The following is a 15,742-nucleotide window of genomic DNA, read 5'->3' as shown; positions in this document are numbered from 1 at the left end:
CGATGACCGTCGACCGCCTGATCCGCGTCTTCGCGGGCAGCTTCATCCTGATCTCGCTGGCGCTGGGCGCGCCGGCCAGCCCGCTGTTCGTCAGCGAATGGTGGCTGGCCTTCACCGCCTTCGTCGGCCTGAACCTGTTCCAGTTCGGCTTCACCGACGTCTGCCCGCTGGGCATCGTGCTGAAGAAGCTGGGCGTCCCCGTCACCAAACGTGCTTGAGGTAGGACAATGGGGGTACACGATCCATCCGCCCCGTCCCCGGAGCCCTGCCCCATGAGCTCGCTCGTCGACACCACCAGCCGCACCGACATCCTGAACCGCCTCAAGCGTGCCGAGGGTCAGTTGCGGGGCATCCAGCGCATGGTCGAGGAAGGTGAACCCTGCCTCGAGATCGCCGGCCAGATGTCGGCCGTGCGCAAGGCGCTGGACAGCACCTACGTGCGCATGACGGTGTGCTTCATGCAGCAGGAACTGCAGCAGCGCCTGTCGCTGGCCGAGTCGCGCGAGGACGAACTCGCCGCGGTGCTGGCCGACGTGCAGAACCTGCTGTCCAAGGTGCGCTGAGCCCGCGGGCGAAGCCACGCGCGGGCGCCTGTCGGCCCGCTCTCGAACCGAAGAACCTCCGGCCCTGCCGCGTGCGGGGCCGGCCGGCGTCGCGCCTGCCGCGCGCGCCGGTTTGCCCATGGCCCCACGCATGTCCCGTCCCGACGCGCTGAAGTTCCTCCACCCCGGCTGGTTCACCACCGTGATGGGCCTGTGCGGCCTGTCGCTCGCCTGGCACCGCGCAGTGCCGCTGATGGGCGAGATGGCCGGCGCGATCGCGCTGGCCCTGGGCGCGCTGGCCGGGCTCGTCTTCCTTGCGCTGGCCGGGGCCTTCGTGCTGCGCCTGTCGCGCCACCCCGAGGCCTGGCGCGAGGACCGGCGCCACCCGGTGCGCTACCCCTTCGTCGCCGCGATGCCGGTGGCCGTGATCCTGCTGGCGACGGTGGCCACCGCGCTGCTCGGCCCGGCGCGCTGGATCGAGGCCGTCTGGTGGGCAGGCTGCCTGGGGCAGCTGGTCGTCACCGCCTGGGTGCTGCAGCACTGGTGGCACGACGCCCAGTCCGGCGGCCTGCAGTGGCCCGGCGTCACGCCGGCGATGCTGATCCCGGTGGTCGGCAACGTGCTGGCGCCGCTGGCCGGCGTGCCGCTGGGGCGGGTCGAATGGTCGGCGGCGCAGTTCGGCGTCGGCCTGGTGTTCTGGCCGGTGGTCATCGGCCTGCTGGCCACGCGTGTGGCGCTGCGCGGGCCCTGGCCCGAGCGGCTGCGGCCCACGGCCTTCATCCTCGTGGCGCCGCCGGCGGTCGTCGGGCTGTCGGCGCTGCAGTTCGGCGCCTCGCCGCTGCTGGGCTGGATGTGCTGGGGCGCGGCGGCCTTCGCCGTCGTCTGGGCCGGCACGCAGGCGCGGCGCATCGCGGCGCTGCCGTTCGCGCTGCCGCACTGGGGGCTGTCGTTCCCGCTGGCGGCGTTCGCTGCGCTGACACTGCGCCTGGCCGAGCCCGGCAGTGCGCTGGCCGCGTTCGCGCCGGTGGCGCTGGCGCTGGCTTCGCTGGTCATCGCCTGGCTGGCGCTGGCGACGTTGCGTGGCCTGCGCGACGGCTCGCTGCTGGCGCCCGAGCCGGTGGCGACGATCCAGCCGGTGGCGGGCTGATCCGGCGCGCCTTCAGCGCGCCAGCGGCGTGACCGGCGCCGTTCCCGGCAGGTCGGCGAGGTGGGCGTCGTCGCCCCAGGTCTCGATCTCCAGCGCACCGTCGCGCCAGCGCAGGCGGTTCAGGCCGGTGTTCGGGATCGGGCAGGCGCGTGCGCCGTCCAGCGGCTCGGCGCGTGCATGGCGCCACAGCATGTCGAGCACGCCGCCGTGCGTGACGACGGCGACACGTTCGCCAACGTGCACCCTCGCCAGGCGGGCGACGGCGTCGAGCACGCGGGCGCTGAAGTCGCGCACGCTCTCGCCGCCGGGCAGCGCGAAGTCGGCGCGGCGTTCGGTCCAGCGCGCCCAGAGCTCGGCGTGCTCCAGCCGGATCGTCGGCACGTCCAGGCCTTCGAGGATGCCGAAGCCCTGCTCGCGCAGCCCGGGCTCAGGGCGCGTGCCCAGCTTCCAGGTGCGCGCCAGCGGCTCGGCGGTCTGCATCGCCCGCGTCAGGTCGCTGGCGTAGAGCGCGGCCACCACTTCCGGCGCCAGGCGCTCGGCGAGGCGTTCGGCCTGCAGCCGGCCGGTGGAGTTGAGCGGCACGTCGATGCGGCCCTGGAAACGCTGCTGGCGGTTCCAGTCGGTCTCGCCGTGGCGGATGAAGAGGAATTCGGTCATCGGCGGCGAGTATGCCGCCGGCTCAGAGCAGTTCGATGAGGCGCTGGGCGGCGCGTTCGGGGCTCTGCTCGTGCAGCAGATGGCCGCCGGGCCAGGTCTGCACCTCGGCCTGCGGCAGGTGGCGCTGCAGCACGCGGCGCAGCGGGCGCTCGCGGATCCAGCCGTCTTCGCGGCCGAGCACGAAGGCCGTCGGGCAGGGCAGCGCGGCGCAGCCGGGCAGCAGCGACGGCAGGTCGGCGGCGGCCATGAAGCTCATCGCGCCGCGCACGTGGGTCGGCTGCGCGAACAGCGTGCGGTAGAGGCGGCGTTCGGCCTCGGGCAGCTTGCTGCCGGTGGAGTCGAGCAGCCAGTCGAGCATGCCGGTGGGGCCCACGGCCCAGGCCAGCATCGAGGTCACCGGCGCCGAGGTCGCGAACGGGTGCACCAGCGGCGCCATCCACTGCATGTAATAGGCCGGCGGCGGCACCAGCGACGGCGCGAAGCCCAGCACCGCCTTCGGTGGCCGCGGCGCGTCCAGCGCCCAGCGCAGCGCCAGCGCGGCGCCGGCCGAGTGCCCGGCCACCAGCGCCGGGCGCGGCAGCTCCAGCGCCTGCAGCAGCGACGCGATGGCCTCGCGCAGCCGTGGCAGCGTCAGCGCGTCGAAACGGGCGCCGGTCGTGAAGCCGTGGCCCGGCAGGTCGGGCGCGACGACGGTGCCGTGCGCCACCAGGTGCGGCAGCATGCCGGCGAACGAGTGCGAGGAGCCGCCGGAGCCGTGCAGCAGCAGGATCACCGGGCCGCGGCCGGCGACCTGCACGTGCCAGTCGACCTCGCCGGTGCGCACCGAGCGGCTGAACTCGCGCAGCGGCCAGTCGGGGGGCGGCAGGCTCATCGGGGGCACCCGCGCACGGTAGGCGGGCCGAAGACGGGGCGGGGCATGGCGGCCGAGCATAGCCGCCCGCCGCACCCGGCCGCTTCACGCCGCGCAAGCCGGCTGCCGGGGCCCCGGGGTGGCCGCAAACCGCATAAGGATCGGCGATTTCATTCGTTCTTCGGCGTCTTGCTCGTTCCTAGCATGCATCGCATCCCCGACCGAACGGATCCCGCATGAACACCACCCGCTTCCCCTGGCGCGCCACGCTGGCCGCCGCCACGCTGGCCATCGCCACCGCCGGCGCCTGGGCCAAGGACGTGACGCTGCTGAACGTCTCCTACGACCCGACGCGCGAGCTCTACCAGGACTTCAACAAGGCGTTCGCGGCGCACTGGAAGGCCAGGACCGGCGACAACGTGACGATCAAGCAGTCGCACGGCGGCTCGGGCAAGCAGGCGCGGTCGGTCATCGACGGCCTGGACGCCGACGTCGTCACGCTGGCGCTGGCCTACGACATCGACGAGATCGCCGCCAAGGCCGGGCTGCTGGCGCCGGACTGGCAGAAGCGCCTGAAGCACAACAGCGCGCCGTACACCTCGACCATCGTGTTCCTGGTGCGCAAGGGCAACCCGAAGGGCATCAAGGACTGGGACGACCTGGCCAAGCCCGGCATCGGCGTCATCACGCCCAACCCCAAGACCTCCGGCGGCGCGCGCTGGAACTACCTCGCCGCCTGGGGCTACGCGCTGAAGAAGTACGGCTCCGAGGCCAAGGCGCAGGAGTTCGTCGGCAAGGTCCTCGCCAACGTGCCGGTGCTCGACAGCGGCGCCCGCGGCTCGACCACCACCTTCGTCGAACGCGGTGTCGGCGACGTGCTGCTGGCCTGGGAGAACGAGGCGCTGCTGGCGCTGAAGGAACTGGGCCCGGACAAGTTCGACATCGTCGCGCCCTCGCTGTCCATCCTGGCCGAGCCGCCGGTGGCCGTGGTCGACAAGGTCGTCGACCGCAAGGGCACACGCGCCGTCGCCCAGGCCTATCTCGAGTACCTGTACTCGCCCGAGGGCCAGGACCTCGCCGGCCAGAACTACTACCGGCCTACCGACGCGAAGGTCGCGGCCAAGTACGCGGGCCAGTTCCCCAAGGTCACGCTGTTCACGATCGACCAGGTCTTCGGCGGCTGGGCCAAGGCGCAGAAGACCCACTTCGGCGACGGCGGCACCTTCGACCAGGTCTACGTGCGCCGCTGACCGCCGCCGGCCGCCGCCGGCGTGCGCAGGCACAGACGGCGGCCGCATAACGATCCTCGAAACGCTTCGTAGGCCGCGCACGGCCGCTGCCTACGATGCGTCGGCCTTTGCATTCCCCTCGCCAGCATGAGCAAACCGATGAAGCGCGGCCGAACGGCACGGCGCGTGGAGGCCTGATGCCGTTCTCCCGCGCGCTGCTGCGCCGCCACACCGTCCTGCCCGGCTTCGATCTCGCGTTCGGCTTCGCGCTGTTCTACGTCTGCCTGATCGTGCTGATCCCGCTGTCGGCGGCCTTCCTGAAGACCGCGACGCTGAGCTGGGACGCCTTCGTCGCGGCGACGATGTCGCCGCGTGTCGTCGCCTCGTACCGGCTGACCTTCGGCGCCTCGCTGGCGGCGGCGCTGGTCAATGCCGTGTTCGGCATGCTGGTGGCCTGGGTGCTGGTGCGCTACCGCTTCCCGGGGCGGCGTTTCGTCGACGCGCTGGTGGACCTGCCGTTCGCGCTGCCGACCGCGGTCGCCGGCATCGCGCTGACGGCGATCTACGCCGGCAACGGGCTCATCGGCCAGTGGCTGCCGTTCAAGGTGGCGTTCACGCCGGTGGGCGTGTTCGTGGCGCTCGTGTTCATCGGTCTGCCCTTCGTCGTGCGCACCGTGCAGCCGGTGCTGGAGGACGTGAACCGCGAGTTCGAGGAAGCCGCCGCGACGCTGGGCGCGACACGCTGGCAGACGGCGACCCGGGTCGTGCTGCCGATCGTCATGCCGGCGCTGCTGACCGGCTTCGCGCTGGCCTTCGCGCGTGCGCTGGGCGAGTACGGCTCGGTGATCTTCATCGCCGGCAACATGCCGATGGTCAGCGAGATCACGCCGCTGATCATCATCACCAAGCTCGAGCAGTACGACTACGCCGGCGCCACCGCGGTGGCGGTGGTGATGCTGACCGTGTCCTTCGCGCTGCTGCTCGTCATCAACGCGCTGCAGGCCTGGGCGCGCAAGCGGCAGGGGGGGGTATGAGACCTCAGGACCTGTCCGGGGCTCATTCCCGCCAGGCGGGACCGGCCGCAGGCCGAAGGGTGCCCCAATGAGATCTCAGGACTTGTCCGGGGCTCATTCCCGCCTGGCGGGACCGGCCGCAGGCCGTAGGGTGCCCCAATGAACACGACGACGACCCGGCTGCGTGGCGGCTGGCGCGCCGTCGTGCGGCGCAAGACGGAGCCCTGGCCGGTGGCCGCCCCGGCCGTCGAGCGCCGCCAGGGGCCTACCGAGGAGCCGGCCTGGGTGCGCCGGCTGCTGATCGGCACCGCGCTGGTGTTCCTGACGCTGTTCCTGTTCGTGCCGCTGGCCACCGTCTTCCACGAGGCGCTGAAGAAGGGCTGGGCGGTCTACATGGCGGCGATCGTCGAGCCCGACGCGCTGTCGGCGGTCAAGCTGACGCTGCTGGCGGCGGTGATCAGCGTGCCGCTGAACCTCGTGTTCGGCATCGCCGCGGCCTGGTGCATCGCCAAGTTCGACTTCCGCGGCAAGAACCTGCTGCTGACGCTGATCGACCTGCCGTTCTCGGTGAGCCCGGTGATCGCCGGCCTGATCTACGTGCTCGTCTTCGGCATGCAGGGCTGGTTCGGCGAATGGCTGCGCGACCACGACCTGAAGATCATCTTCGCCGTGCCCGGCATCGTGCTGGCCACCGTCTTCGTCACCTTCCCCTTCGTCGCGCGCGAGCTGATCCCGCTGATGCAGGCGCAAGGCGTCGAGCAGGAAGAGGCGGCGCGTGTGCTGGGGGCCGGCGGCTGGCAGATCTTCCGTCGCGTGACGCTGCCCAACGTGAAGTGGGCGCTGCTGTACGGCGTGATCCTCTGCAACGCCCGCGCGATGGGCGAGTTCGGCGCGGTCAGCGTCGTCAGCGGCCACATCCGCGGCGAGACGAACACGATGCCGCTGCACATCGAGATCCTCTACAACGAATACCAGTTCGCCGCCGCGTTCGCGGTCGCGTCGCTGCTCGCGGCGCTGGCGCTGGTCACGCTGGTGCTGAAGTACGCCGTCGAGCAGCGCGTGAAGGCGACGATGAAGGGAGCCGCCGGTGAGCATTGAAGTCCGCAGCATGAAGAAACGCTTCGGCAGCACGGTCGTCTGCGACGACCTCAACCTCGACATCCCGTCCGGCGAACTGGTCGCGCTGCTGGGGCCCTCGGGCTCGGGCAAGACGACGCTGCTGCGCATCATCGCCGGGCTCGAAGTGCCCGATTCCGGCAGCGTGCACTTCCACGGCGAGGACGCGACGAACACCGACGTGCGCGAGCGCAACGTCGGCTTCGTCTTCCAGCACTATGCGCTGTTCGGCCACATGACGATTTTCGAGAACGTCGCCTTCGGCCTGCGCGTGCGGCCCAAGCACCGGCGCCCCGACGACGCGACGATCCGGCGCAAGGTGACCGAGCTGCTGGAGCTGGTGCAGCTGGGCCCGCTGCTCGACCGCTACCCGCACCAGCTCTCCGGCGGCCAGCGCCAGCGCGTGGCGCTGGCGCGTGCGCTGGCCGTCGAGCCCAAGGTGCTGCTGCTCGACGAGCCCTTCGGCGCGCTCGACGCCAAGGTGCGCAAGGAGCTGCGCCGCTGGCTGCGCCGGCTGCACGACGAGGTGCATGTCACCAGCGTCTTCGTCACCCACGACCAGGAGGAGGCGATGGAGGTCGCCGACCGCGTCGTCGTGATGAACGCCGGCCGCATCGAGCAGGAAGGCGCGCCCGACCAGGTCTACGACCACCCGGCGACGCCGTTCGTGCTGCAGTTCCTCGGCGACGTGAACCTGTTCCGCGGCCGCTTCGGCGTGCCCGACGGCGAGACCGGCTACGTGCGCCCGCACGAGCTGGACATCCTCGGCGAGGCCGCGCCCGACGCGCTGCCGGCGACGCTGGCGCACACGCTGACGGTGGGCGCGCACACGCGGCTGGAGTTCCGCCGCGGCGACGACGGCGGCTTCGTCGACGTCGAGATGCTGCGCGCCGACTACGTCGCGCTGCGCGAGCGCCTGGGGCTGGCCGTCGGCGGCCACTACCACCTGCGGCCGCGGCGCGTGACGCGCTTCGTGGCGGGGAGCGTTTAGGCGCTGCGGCTCAGCCTGCGGCGCCGGCGAGCGCCGCACCCAGCGGCGAACCGAGCACCGCCAGCGCCGCCACGTTGAGCATCACCGTCGCCCAGAACACGCGGCGGAAGGCCGGCTTGCTCGACTTGTGGCGCAGCCACTGCTGCGCCAGCAGCGCGCCCGGCCAGCCGCCGAGCAGCGCCAGCGTGTGCAGCGTGCTCTCCGGCGTGCGCCAGGCGCCGCGCTCGGCGGCCGACTTGTCCTGCGCGTAGGCCAGGAAGGCGACGACGCTGGCGCCGAGGTACAGCCCGCCGACCCACAGCGGCAGCCGCCAGAGCACCGACAGGCCCAGGTACAGCAGCAGGAAGGCGGGGATCACGAACAGCGTGGCCGTGCCCCAGGCGGCCGGCCCCGGCCGCGCGGCGCGTGCCGCTGTTCGGCGTGGCACGAGCGGCTGGATCCTGGTCGCCCGCTTGCCCTTGGGCCCCTGCTCGATCTCGAACGACACCCGCTGGTCGACGCGTGGCCGCGGCGCGTCCCGGGGCCATTCCGAGATGTGCATGAAGATCGGTTTGCCGCCCTGGGTGGACTCGATGGTCCCGAAGCCGCGGTCGTCGTTCCAGCGGGTGAGCTTGCCGTCGAAACGGATGAGGGAAGAAGCCATGGCCGAGATCTAGCTGAAGCTAGCAAAGTCTAGCCTCTGGGTCATAGACTAAGTTAGAAATCAATAGAGGCCGTTCGCAAGGAGTCATCATGGACCCGGTCCGCAACCCGTTTGCGCCTGGCGCTGGAAGCCGTCCCCCCGAGTTGGCGGGACGGGAGGGCATTCTTCAAGACGCCCGGACCGCCATCCAGAGAGCGCTGCTCGGGAAGTCGAGCCGGTCGCAAATGCTGCTCGGCCTCCGAGGGGTGGGCAAGACGGTCCTGCTCAACAAGATCGAGGAGATGGCCGAGTCTGCCGGCCACATCACCTCGGCGATCGAGGCGCCGGAGGGCAAGGCGCTGAGCGAGCTTCTCGTCCCGAAGATCAACCAAGCCGTCCGAAAGCTCTCCGCTGCCGAGAATGCCAAGGCCAAGGCGCATCAGGCACTGCGGGCTCTGCGCTCATTTTCTGCGGCGTTCAAGCTCACCTATGGCGAGATCTCGATATCGGTCGACCCGGAAGTCGGTGTTGCCGACAGCGGCGATCTGGAGGCGGACCTGCCGGAGCTGTTCGTGCGGGTTGGCGAGACCGCGAGGGCCGCAGGCAAGGCGTGGACTCTGCTGATCGACGAGGTGCAATACCTTCGTTCCTCGGACCTGGCGGCGCTGATCGTCGCCCTGCACAAGGCCAATCAGCGCGAATTGCCGGTGCTGTTCTTTGGTGCGGGGCTGCCGCAAGTCGCGGCACTGTCCGGGGACGCAAAGTCCTACGCCGAGCGCCTGTTTCACTATCCCGCGGTGGGTGCCCTCGGGAACGAGGATGCTGAAAGTGCGATCCGGCAGCCGATCGAAGACGAGGGCGAGCGCATCGAGAACGAAGCGCTGCACGAGATCGTGGCGAAAACCAAAGGCTACCCGTACTTTCTGCAGGAGTGGGGATACCAATGCTGGAACATCGCCGAGAGATCGCCCATCACGCTGGCTGACGCCGTGCGGGCGGCAGGTGCGGCGACGAAGCGCCTCGACGACGGATTCTTCAAGGTGCGCTTCGACCGCTTGACGCCGAAGGAACGGGAATACGTGATTGCGATGGCCAAACTCGGGTCAGGGCCTTATCGATCGTCCGATGTCGCGGCCGCATTGAAGGAGACGCACCAAAGTCTCGGCCCGCGCCGGTCACAGATCATCAGCAAGGGAATGATCTACAGCCCATCGCATGGCGATATCGCATTCACGGTGCCGATGTTCGAGGAATACCTGGTTCGCAACTACGTCAAGAACGCTGCCGGCGATTGATCGCTGCCGCGCCGGTGGCCCGCACCGGGCGCATCGCCGTCACGACGCTCACGGCTCCACCACCACCCCCGCCGGCGCCGCCAGCGCCCGGTCGACGAGCGCCCGGTCCAGCGGTGCCGCGAAAGTGCGGATGAAGTCGTAGACGTAGTCGCGCAGGTAGGCGCCGCGGCGCAGGCCGACGTGCGTCATGTTGGTGGCGAACAGGTGGCGCGCGTCGATCGCGCGCAGCCCCGGGTCGCGCTGCTCGTCCCAGGCCATCGCGGCGATGATGCCCACGCCCATGCCCAGCTCGACGTAGGTCTTGATGACGTCGGCGTCCATTGCCGACAGCACCAGGTCGAGCACCAGTCCCTTCTGGCTGAAGGCCTCGTCGATCTGGCTGCGGCCGGTGTAGCCGGGTTCGTAGGTGATCAGCGGGAATTCCGCCAGCCGCTCCAGCGTCAGCGGCACGCCGCGTTCGGCCTCCTGCGCGAGCACGTGCCCCGCCGGCACGACGACCGAGTGCGTCCAGCGGTAGCAGGGCAGCGCGACCAGGTCCGGGCAGGTGGCGATCAGCGCAGTGGCCACACCCAGGTCGGCCTCGCCTTCGAGCAGCAGCTCGGCCACCTGCTGCGGCGAGCCCTGGTGCAGGCGCAGCTGCACGTCGGGGTGCGCGGCGCGGAAGTCGCGCACCGCCGTCGGCAGCGCGTAGCGCGCCTGCGAGTGCGTCGCGGCGATGACCAGCGTGCCCTTGCCCTGCCCCGCGTAGTCGTCGCCGGCGCGCTTGAGGTTGTCGGCCTCCTGCAGCAGGCGCTCGACGATCGGCAGGATGGTCGCACCCGGCGCCGTCAGCCCGGTCAGCCGCTTGCCGGCGCGCACGAAGATGTCGACGCCGAGCTCGGTCTCCAGCTCGCGGATCTGGCGGCTCACGCCGGGCTGCGAGGTGTGCAGCACCTGCGCCACCTCGGTGAGGTTGAAGCCCCGGCGCACCGTCTCGCGCACCGACCGCAGCTGCTGGAAGTTCACGCCGGCCTCCTGGAAGGAACGCGGCGATTATTCGCGCCGCCGGCGCGCCACGCGCCCCTTCAGCTGCGGGCGGCCGAGCCGTGGTCGAACACCGCCACCGCCTCCGACAGCGCCACCGCCTGCTGGCGCAGGCTGGCGGCGGCGGCGGCCGTCTCCTCGACGAGCGCGGCGTTCTGCTGTGTCGAGCGGTCGAGCTCGTTGACGGCCACGTTGACCTGGCCGATGCCTTCGCTCTGCTCGCGTGCGGCGGCGCTGATCTCGGCCAGCAGGTCGCCGACGCGGTGCACCTGCTGCACCAGGCGCTCCATCGCCGCGCCGGTGTCGCCGGCCTGGCGGTTGCCGGCCTCCACGCGTTCCTGCGACTCGGTGATCAGGCGCTTGATCTCGCGTGCCGCGTCGGCCGAGCGTTTGGCCAGCGCGCGCACCTCGCCGGCCACGACGGCGAAGCCGCGGCCCTGCTCGCCGGCGCGTGCGGCCTCCACCGCGGCGTTCAGCGCCAGCAGGTTGGTCTGGAAGGCGATGCCGTCGATGACGCCGACGATCTCGCCGATGCGTGCCGAGCTGCCGCTGATCTCGGTCATCGTGGCCACCATCTGGCCGACGGCCTGGCCGCCGTGCGCGGCCGCGGCGGTGGCCTCCTCGGCCAGATCGTGCGCGGAGGCGGCGCTGTCGGCCGTCTGGCGCACGTTGCCGGTCATCTGCTGCATCGACGCCGCGGCCTGCTGCAGGCTGGCGGCGGTCTGTTCGGTGCGCTGCGACAGGTCGAGGTTGCCGGCGGCGATCTCGCGGCTGGCGTTGCCCAGGCCGTCGACCTGCTGCGCGACGTCGTCGACCAGCGAGCGCAGGTTCAGGCCGGCCTGGTTCACCGAGCGCAGCAGCATGCCGACGTCGTCGGCGCGGTCCAGCAGCTGCGTGCTGCCGGGCTGGCCGGTGGCGACCTTCAGCGCCTGCTCGGCGGCGACACGGATCGGCTGCGTGACCTGCTGGCGCAGCCACAGCCCGCCGGCCAGGCCGCCGACGCCCGCGGCGGCAGCCACGGCGGCGAGCACCTCGGCCGGAGCGCCGGCCACCGCCGCGGCAGCCACCGCCGGCAGCGCCGCCACCATCACGCCCAGCCGCACGCGCCAGGCCAGCGACATGCGCTGGCGCAGCGACAGCAGCCTGCCGACGCCGGTTCGCACCAGCAGGCCGGCCTCGATCGCCAGGCCCTTGGCGCGGCCTTCGCGGATCTCCTGGTACAGCGCCTCCGCGCCCTGGATCTCCTCGGGCGTCGGCCGCGTGCGCACCGACAGGTGGCCGACGATGCGGCCGTCGCGCACGATCGGCGCGACGTTGGCGCGCACCCAGTAGTGGTCGCCGTTCTTGCGCCGGTTCTTGACGATGCCGGTCCAGGCCTGGCCGGACTTCAGCGTCGCCCACATGTCGGCGAAGGCCGCCGGCGGCACGTCGGGGTGGCGCACGATGTTGTGCGCCTTGCCGACGAGCTCCTCCCGGCTGTAGCCCGAGATCGCCACGAACGCCGCGTTGGCGTAGGTGATCTTGCCGCGCGGATCGGTCATCGACATCAACGTCGTGCCGTCCGGGAACGGGTGCTCGCGCTGGGTCACGGGCAGGTTCTGGCGCATGTTGGCTTATTCTGGTCTAGGCGTTGACGGGAGGCCTTGTGCCGCCTGCGTTGGGCGAACACTGTCCAGGACATCCCGGGCTATCGACGCGCCTGTCGCCAGCTTGAGCTTGTGCGTCCGGGGATTTGTCCTAGCGCAAAACGGGGTCCGCGCCGTTCCACAGGCTGGGATGGCTGTACACGCCGTCCAGCGGCAGGCGCCGCCCGGCGAGGTGGTCCTCGATGCACTGCAGCGCCAGCGGGCTGCGCAGCCGCGCGGCCTGGGCGCGGATCTCGTCGGCCGTCAGCCACAGCGTGCGCACGATGCCGCTGTCCAGCGCCCGGCCCGGCAGCGGCTCGCCGACGCGCCCGGCGTAGGCGATGCGCAGATAGGTGCGGTCGTCACCGGGCCGCGGCGTGAACCGCGACAGGTACAGCCCGAGGAGCGCCTCGGGCGTGAAGGCGCGTGCGGTCTCCTCGAGCGTCTCGCGCACCACCGCCTCGAGCGGCGACTCGCCGCACTCGAGGTGCCCGGCCGGGTTGTTCAGGCGCAGGCCGTCGGGCGTCTGCTCCTCGACGAGCAGATAGCGTCCGTCGTGCTCGACGACGGCGGCCACGGTGACGAAGGGGGTCCAGCGGGTGCTCGGCATCGGCGGATCGTAGCGGCGACTTGTGGTAGCTTCCGACGCCCCCGGGCGCCGGCACCAGACGCCCGCGGCGGCCAATTCACCAACGTAGGTTAGGAGATCCCCATGCTGATCGGGGTGCCGCTGGAGACGGCGCAGGGCGAGACGCGTGTCGCCGTCACGCCAGAGACGGCGAAGAAACTGAAGGCCCAGGGCCACACCGTGAAGGTGCAGAGCGGCGCGGGCGTGGCGGCGAGTGCGCCGGACGAGGCCTACACGGCCGTCGGCGCGGAGATCTGCGACCGTGCGACGGCGTTCGGCTGCGAGCTGGTGCTCAAGGTGCGCAGCCCGGATGCGCAGGAGCTCGCGCTGATGAAGCCGGGCACGACGCTGGTCGGCATGCTGAACCCGTTCGACAAGCCTGGGCTGCAGGCCCTGGCCTCGGCCGGCCTGACCGCCTTCGCGCTCGAGGCTGCGCCGCGCACGACGCGGGCGCAGAGCATGGACGTGCTGTCCAGCCAGGCCAACATCGGCGGCTACAAGGCCGTGATGATGGCCGCCGACAAGTACCAGCGCCTGTTCCCGATGCTGATGACCGCCGCCGGCACGATCAAGGCCGCGCGTGTCGTCATCCTCGGCGTCGGCGTCGCCGGGCTGCAGGCCATCGCCACGGCCAAGCGCCTGGGCGCGGTCATCGAGGCCTCCGACGTGCGTCCGAGCGTCAAGGAGCAGGTCGAGTCGCTGGGCGCCAAGTTCATCGAGGTGCCTTACGAGACGCCCGAGGAGAAGGAAGCCGCCGAAGGTGTCGGCGGCTACGCCCGCCCGATGCCGCAGAGCTGGCTGGACCGCCAGAAGGTCGAGGTCGCCAAGCGCGTCGCGCAGGCCGACATCGTCATCTCGACGGCGCTGATCCCGGGCCGCGCGGCGCCGGTGCTCGTCACCGAGGACATGGTCAGGAGCATGAAGCCGGGCTCGGTGATCGTCGACATGGCCGCTGGCCGCGGCGCCGACGGCGTCGGTGGCAACTGCCCGCTGACCGAGGCCGGCAAGACGGTGAACAAGCACGGCGTGACGATCATCGGCGAGACCAACCTGCCGGCGCTCGTCGCGGCGGACAGCTCCAGCCTGTACGCGCGCAACGTGCTCGATTTCCTGAAGCTCGTCATCACCAAGGAAGGCGCGCTGCACGTGCCGGCCGACGACGACATCGTGCTCGCCTGCCTGATGGCGCAGGGCGGCGAACTGAAGAAGAACTGAAGGAGGCGGCGATGGAAATCGTGAGCCCGACCGTCACGAACCTGATCATCTTCGCGCTGGCGATCTACGTCGGCTACCACGTGGTGTGGAACGTGACGCCCGCGCTGCACACGCCGCTGATGGCGGTGACGAACGCGATCTCGGCGATCGTCATCGTCGGCGCGATGCTGGCGGCGGCGCTGACCGAGACCGACCTGGGCAAGACCATGGGCGTGCTGGCCGTCGCGCTGTGCGCGGTCAACGTCTTCGGCGGCTTCCTGGTCACGCGGCGGATGCTGGAGATGTTCAAGAAGAAGGACCGCAAGCCGGCGGCGGAGGCCAAGAAGTGAGCCTGAATCTCGTCACGCTGCTCTACCTCGTCGCCAGCATCTGCTTCATCCAGGCGCTGAAGGGCCTGTCGCACCCGACGACCTCGATCCGCGGCAACGTCTTCGGCATGGTCGGCATGACCATCGCCGTGCTGACCACCGCGGCGCTCATCGTCAAGCTCGCCGGTTCGCCGCTGGGCCTGGGCTGGGTGCTGCTGGGCCTCGTGATCGGCGGCGGCGCCGGCACGCTGATGGCCAACCGCGTCGAGATGACGAAGATGCCCGAGCTGGTGGCCTTCATGCACAGCATGATCGGCCTGGCCGCGGTGTTCATCGCCGTCGCGGTGGTCGCCGAGCCCTGGGCCTTCGGCATCATCAACCGCGGCGAGCCGATCCCGGTCGGCAACCGCATCGAGCTGTTCCTGGGTGCGGCCATCGGCGCGATCACCTTCAGCGGCTCGGTCATCGCCTTCGGCAAGCTCAGCGGCAAGTACAAGTTCCGCCTGTTCCAGGGCGCGCCGGTGACCTTCAGCGGCCAGCACATGCTGAACCTGGTGCTGGGGCTGTCGACGGTCGGCCTGGGCCTGGCCTTCGCGGCCACCGAGAGCTGGCCGGCGTTCTTCGCGATGCTGGCGCTGGCCTTCGTGCTGGGCGTGCTGATCATCATCCCGATCGGCGGCGCCGACATGCCGGTCGTGGTGTCGATGCTCAACAGCTACTCGGGCTGGGCGGCCGCGGGCATCGGCTTCAGCCTGAACAACAGCATGCTGATCATCGCCGGCTCGCTGGTGGGCAGCTCGGGGGCGATCCTCAGCTACATCATGTGCAAGGCGATGAACCGCTCGTTCTTCAACGTCATCCTGGGCGGCTTCGGCGGCGAAGGCTCGACGGCGGCGGCGGGTGGCCAGGCGCAGCGCAGCGTCAAGAGCGGCAGCGCCGACGACGCGGCCTTCATCCTCGGCAATGCCGAGACGGTGATCATCGTCCCGGGCTACGGCCTGGCGGTGGCGCGCGCCCAGCACGCGGTGAAGGAGCTGGCGGCCAAGCTCACCGAGAAGGGCGTGACGGTGAAGTACGCCATCCACCCGGTGGCGGGCCGCATGCCGGGGCACATGAACGTGCTGCTGGCCGAGGCCGAGGTGCCGTACGACCAGGTCTTCGAGATGGAAGACATCAACGCCGAGTTCGGCCAGGCCGACGTGGCGATCATCCTCGGCGCCAACGACGTCGTGAACCCGGCGGCGCACGTCAAGGGCAGCCCGATCTACGGCATGCCGATCCTCGAGGCCTACAAGGCCAAGACCGTCATCGTGAACAAGCGTTCGATGGCCAGCGGCTACGCCGGCCTGGACAACGAGCTGTTCTACATGGACAAGACCATGATGGTCTTCGGCGACGCGAAGAAGGTCGTCGAGGAGATGGTCAAGGCCGTCGAGTGACGGCCCTGCGCGCCGGCCCCGCCCCGAGGCCGGCGCGTGCAG

The 15,742-nt window shown here is 70.8% G+C and carries 17 protein-coding genes; 11 read left to right on the top strand and 6 right to left on the bottom strand.

Annotation, left to right across the window (positions count from 1 at the left end; genetic code table 11):
• Positions 1–2 precede the first annotated feature (2 nt).
• From RBXJA2T_RS13190 to RBXJA2T_RS13180, 3 genes are all read left to right on the top strand, one after another.
• A complete protein-coding gene (locus RBXJA2T_RS13190; RefSeq protein WP_009857887.1) occupies positions 3–218 on the top strand; it encodes a YgaP family membrane protein in 216 nt (71 codons plus the stop codon).
• Positions 219–272: 54 nt separating this feature from the next.
• The gene (locus RBXJA2T_RS13185; protein ID WP_009857886.1) at positions 273–563 is read left to right on the top strand and encodes a metal-sensing transcriptional repressor; all 291 of its coding nucleotides are present in this window, start codon (positions 273–275) and stop codon (positions 561–563) included.
• A gap of 130 nt (positions 564–693) precedes the next feature.
• Entirely contained in the window at positions 694–1,689 is a 996-nt protein-coding gene (locus tag RBXJA2T_RS13180) for an SLAC1 anion channel family protein (protein WP_009857885.1), read from the top strand.
• A 12-nt stretch (positions 1,690–1,701) separates the two neighbouring features.
• On the opposite strand, the gene RBXJA2T_RS13175 is transcribed toward RBXJA2T_RS13180, so the two are convergent.
• Together RBXJA2T_RS13175 and bchO are read right to left on the bottom strand one after the other, a co-directional pair.
• Positions 1,702–2,346, bottom strand: a complete 645-nt coding sequence (locus tag RBXJA2T_RS13175; RefSeq protein ID WP_009857884.1) for a histidine phosphatase family protein — start codon at positions 2,344–2,346, stop codon at positions 1,702–1,704.
• Between the two features lie 22 nt (positions 2,347–2,368).
• Positions 2,369–3,217 (bottom strand): alpha/beta fold hydrolase BchO, encoded by an 849-nt coding sequence (gene bchO / locus RBXJA2T_RS13170; RefSeq protein WP_009857883.1) that lies wholly within the window; start codon positions 3,215–3,217, stop codon positions 2,369–2,371.
• A 215-nt stretch (positions 3,218–3,432) separates the two neighbouring features.
• Between bchO and RBXJA2T_RS13165 the strand changes: the two genes are divergently transcribed.
• The 4 genes from RBXJA2T_RS13165 to RBXJA2T_RS13150 all read left to right on the top strand — a co-directional run bounded on the left by RBXJA2T_RS13165 (position 3,433) and on the right by RBXJA2T_RS13150 (position 7,545).
• Positions 3,433–4,446: a sulfate ABC transporter substrate-binding protein gene (locus tag RBXJA2T_RS13165; RefSeq protein ID WP_009857882.1), complete on the top strand. Its 1,014-nt coding sequence runs from the start codon at positions 3,433–3,435 to the stop codon at positions 4,444–4,446.
• 176 nt (positions 4,447–4,622) lie between these two features.
• Positions 4,623–5,459 carry a sulfate ABC transporter permease subunit CysT gene (gene cysT, locus RBXJA2T_RS13160; protein WP_009857881.1) on the top strand — a complete coding sequence of 279 codons (837 nt, stop codon included), beginning with the start codon at positions 4,623–4,625 and terminating at the stop codon, positions 5,457–5,459.
• Positions 5,460–5,597: 138 nt separating this feature from the next.
• Entirely contained in the window at positions 5,598–6,536 is a 939-nt protein-coding gene (gene cysW, locus RBXJA2T_RS13155; RefSeq protein ID WP_009857880.1) for a sulfate ABC transporter permease subunit CysW, read from the top strand.
• Complete coding sequence (locus RBXJA2T_RS13150) at positions 6,526–7,545, top strand: sulfate/molybdate ABC transporter ATP-binding protein (protein WP_029718881.1); 1,020 nt, start codon at positions 6,526–6,528, stop codon at positions 7,543–7,545. The genes cysW and RBXJA2T_RS13150 overlap by 11 nt, the downstream gene beginning before the upstream one ends.
• 10 nt (positions 7,546–7,555) lie before the next feature.
• On the opposite strand, the gene RBXJA2T_RS13145 is transcribed toward RBXJA2T_RS13150, so the two are convergent.
• Positions 7,556–8,188, bottom strand: a complete 633-nt coding sequence (locus RBXJA2T_RS13145; protein WP_009857878.1) for a cold shock and DUF1294 domain-containing protein — start codon at positions 8,186–8,188, stop codon at positions 7,556–7,558.
• An 89-nt stretch (positions 8,189–8,277) separates the two neighbouring features.
• Between RBXJA2T_RS13145 and RBXJA2T_RS13140 the strand changes: the two genes are divergently transcribed.
• Entirely contained in the window at positions 8,278–9,462 is a 1,185-nt protein-coding gene (locus RBXJA2T_RS13140; protein ID WP_009857877.1) for an ATP-binding protein, read from the top strand.
• Positions 9,463–9,510: 48 nt separating this feature from the next.
• Here the strand turns inward: RBXJA2T_RS13140 and RBXJA2T_RS13135 are convergent, their stop codons facing one another.
• The 3 genes from RBXJA2T_RS13135 to RBXJA2T_RS13125 form a co-directional block, all read right to left on the bottom strand.
• A complete protein-coding gene (locus RBXJA2T_RS13135) occupies positions 9,511–10,467 on the bottom strand; it encodes a CysB family HTH-type transcriptional regulator (protein ID WP_009857876.1) in 957 nt (318 codons plus the stop codon).
• Between the two features lie 59 nt (positions 10,468–10,526).
• Positions 10,527–12,092 (bottom strand): methyl-accepting chemotaxis protein, encoded by a 1,566-nt coding sequence (locus RBXJA2T_RS13130; protein ID WP_009857875.1) that lies wholly within the window; start codon positions 12,090–12,092, stop codon positions 10,527–10,529.
• Between the two features lie 130 nt (positions 12,093–12,222).
• Positions 12,223–12,720, bottom strand: a complete 498-nt coding sequence (locus tag RBXJA2T_RS13125; RefSeq protein WP_009857874.1) for an NUDIX hydrolase — start codon at positions 12,718–12,720, stop codon at positions 12,223–12,225.
• Between the two features lie 102 nt (positions 12,721–12,822).
• Here RBXJA2T_RS13125 and RBXJA2T_RS13120 point away from each other — a divergent pair, with 102 nt between their 5' ends.
• From RBXJA2T_RS13120 to RBXJA2T_RS13110, 3 genes are read left to right on the top strand one after another with little or no spacing between them, the layout of a single operon-like run.
• A complete protein-coding gene (locus tag RBXJA2T_RS13120) occupies positions 12,823–13,953 on the top strand; it encodes a Re/Si-specific NAD(P)(+) transhydrogenase subunit alpha (RefSeq protein ID WP_009857873.1) in 1,131 nt (376 codons plus the stop codon).
• An 11-nt stretch (positions 13,954–13,964) separates the two neighbouring features.
• Positions 13,965–14,282 (top strand): NAD(P) transhydrogenase subunit alpha part 2, encoded by a 318-nt coding sequence (locus RBXJA2T_RS13115; RefSeq protein WP_009857872.1) that lies wholly within the window; start codon positions 13,965–13,967, stop codon positions 14,280–14,282.
• Positions 14,279–15,700, top strand: coding sequence for an NAD(P)(+) transhydrogenase (Re/Si-specific) subunit beta (locus RBXJA2T_RS13110; RefSeq protein WP_009857871.1), 1,422 nt, complete (start codon positions 14,279–14,281; stop codon positions 15,698–15,700). The genes RBXJA2T_RS13115 and RBXJA2T_RS13110 overlap by 4 nt, the downstream gene beginning before the upstream one ends.
• The last annotated feature ends 42 nt before the right edge of the window (positions 15,701–15,742 follow it).

This window comes from Rubrivivax benzoatilyticus JA2 = ATCC BAA-35, assembly GCF_000190375.1.
Lineage (GTDB): Bacteria > Pseudomonadota > Gammaproteobacteria > Burkholderiales > Burkholderiaceae_C > Rubrivivax > Rubrivivax benzoatilyticus.
Note: the sequence above shows the minus strand (reverse complement) of the source record. Positions and strands in the feature narration are given on the sequence as shown.

What these genes read in the sequence shown, in the direction of transcription:
- RBXJA2T_RS13190 (WP_009857887.1), top strand. Translation starts at nt 3, where the DNA reads ATGACCGTCGACCGCCTGATCCGCGTCTTCGCGGGCAGCTTCATCCTG.
- RBXJA2T_RS13185 (WP_009857886.1), top strand. Translation starts at nt 273, where the DNA reads ATGAGCTCGCTCGTCGACACCACCAGCCGCACCGACATCCTGAACCGC.
- RBXJA2T_RS13180 (WP_009857885.1), top strand. Translation starts at nt 694, where the DNA reads ATGTCCCGTCCCGACGCGCTGAAGTTCCTCCACCCCGGCTGGTTCACC.
- RBXJA2T_RS13175 (WP_009857884.1), bottom strand. Translation starts at nt 2,346, where the DNA reads ATGACCGAATTCCTCTTCATCCGCCACGGCGAGACCGACTGGAACCGC.
- bchO (WP_009857883.1), bottom strand. Translation starts at nt 3,217, where the DNA reads ATGAGCCTGCCGCCCCCCGACTGGCCGCTGCGCGAGTTCAGCCGCTCG.
- RBXJA2T_RS13165 (WP_009857882.1), top strand. Translation starts at nt 3,433, where the DNA reads ATGAACACCACCCGCTTCCCCTGGCGCGCCACGCTGGCCGCCGCCACG.
- cysT (WP_009857881.1), top strand. Translation starts at nt 4,623, where the DNA reads ATGCCGTTCTCCCGCGCGCTGCTGCGCCGCCACACCGTCCTGCCCGGC.
- cysW (WP_009857880.1), top strand. Translation starts at nt 5,598, where the DNA reads ATGAACACGACGACGACCCGGCTGCGTGGCGGCTGGCGCGCCGTCGTG.
- RBXJA2T_RS13145 (WP_009857878.1), bottom strand. Translation starts at nt 8,188, where the DNA reads ATGGCTTCTTCCCTCATCCGTTTCGACGGCAAGCTCACCCGCTGGAAC.
- RBXJA2T_RS13140 (WP_009857877.1), top strand. Translation starts at nt 8,278, where the DNA reads ATGGACCCGGTCCGCAACCCGTTTGCGCCTGGCGCTGGAAGCCGTCCC.
- RBXJA2T_RS13130 (WP_009857875.1), bottom strand. Translation starts at nt 12,092, where the DNA reads ATGCGCCAGAACCTGCCCGTGACCCAGCGCGAGCACCCGTTCCCGGAC.
- RBXJA2T_RS13125 (WP_009857874.1), bottom strand. Translation starts at nt 12,720, where the DNA reads ATGCCGAGCACCCGCTGGACCCCCTTCGTCACCGTGGCCGCCGTCGTC.
- RBXJA2T_RS13120 (WP_009857873.1), top strand. Translation starts at nt 12,823, where the DNA reads ATGCTGATCGGGGTGCCGCTGGAGACGGCGCAGGGCGAGACGCGTGTC.
- RBXJA2T_RS13115 (WP_009857872.1), top strand. Translation starts at nt 13,965, where the DNA reads ATGGAAATCGTGAGCCCGACCGTCACGAACCTGATCATCTTCGCGCTG.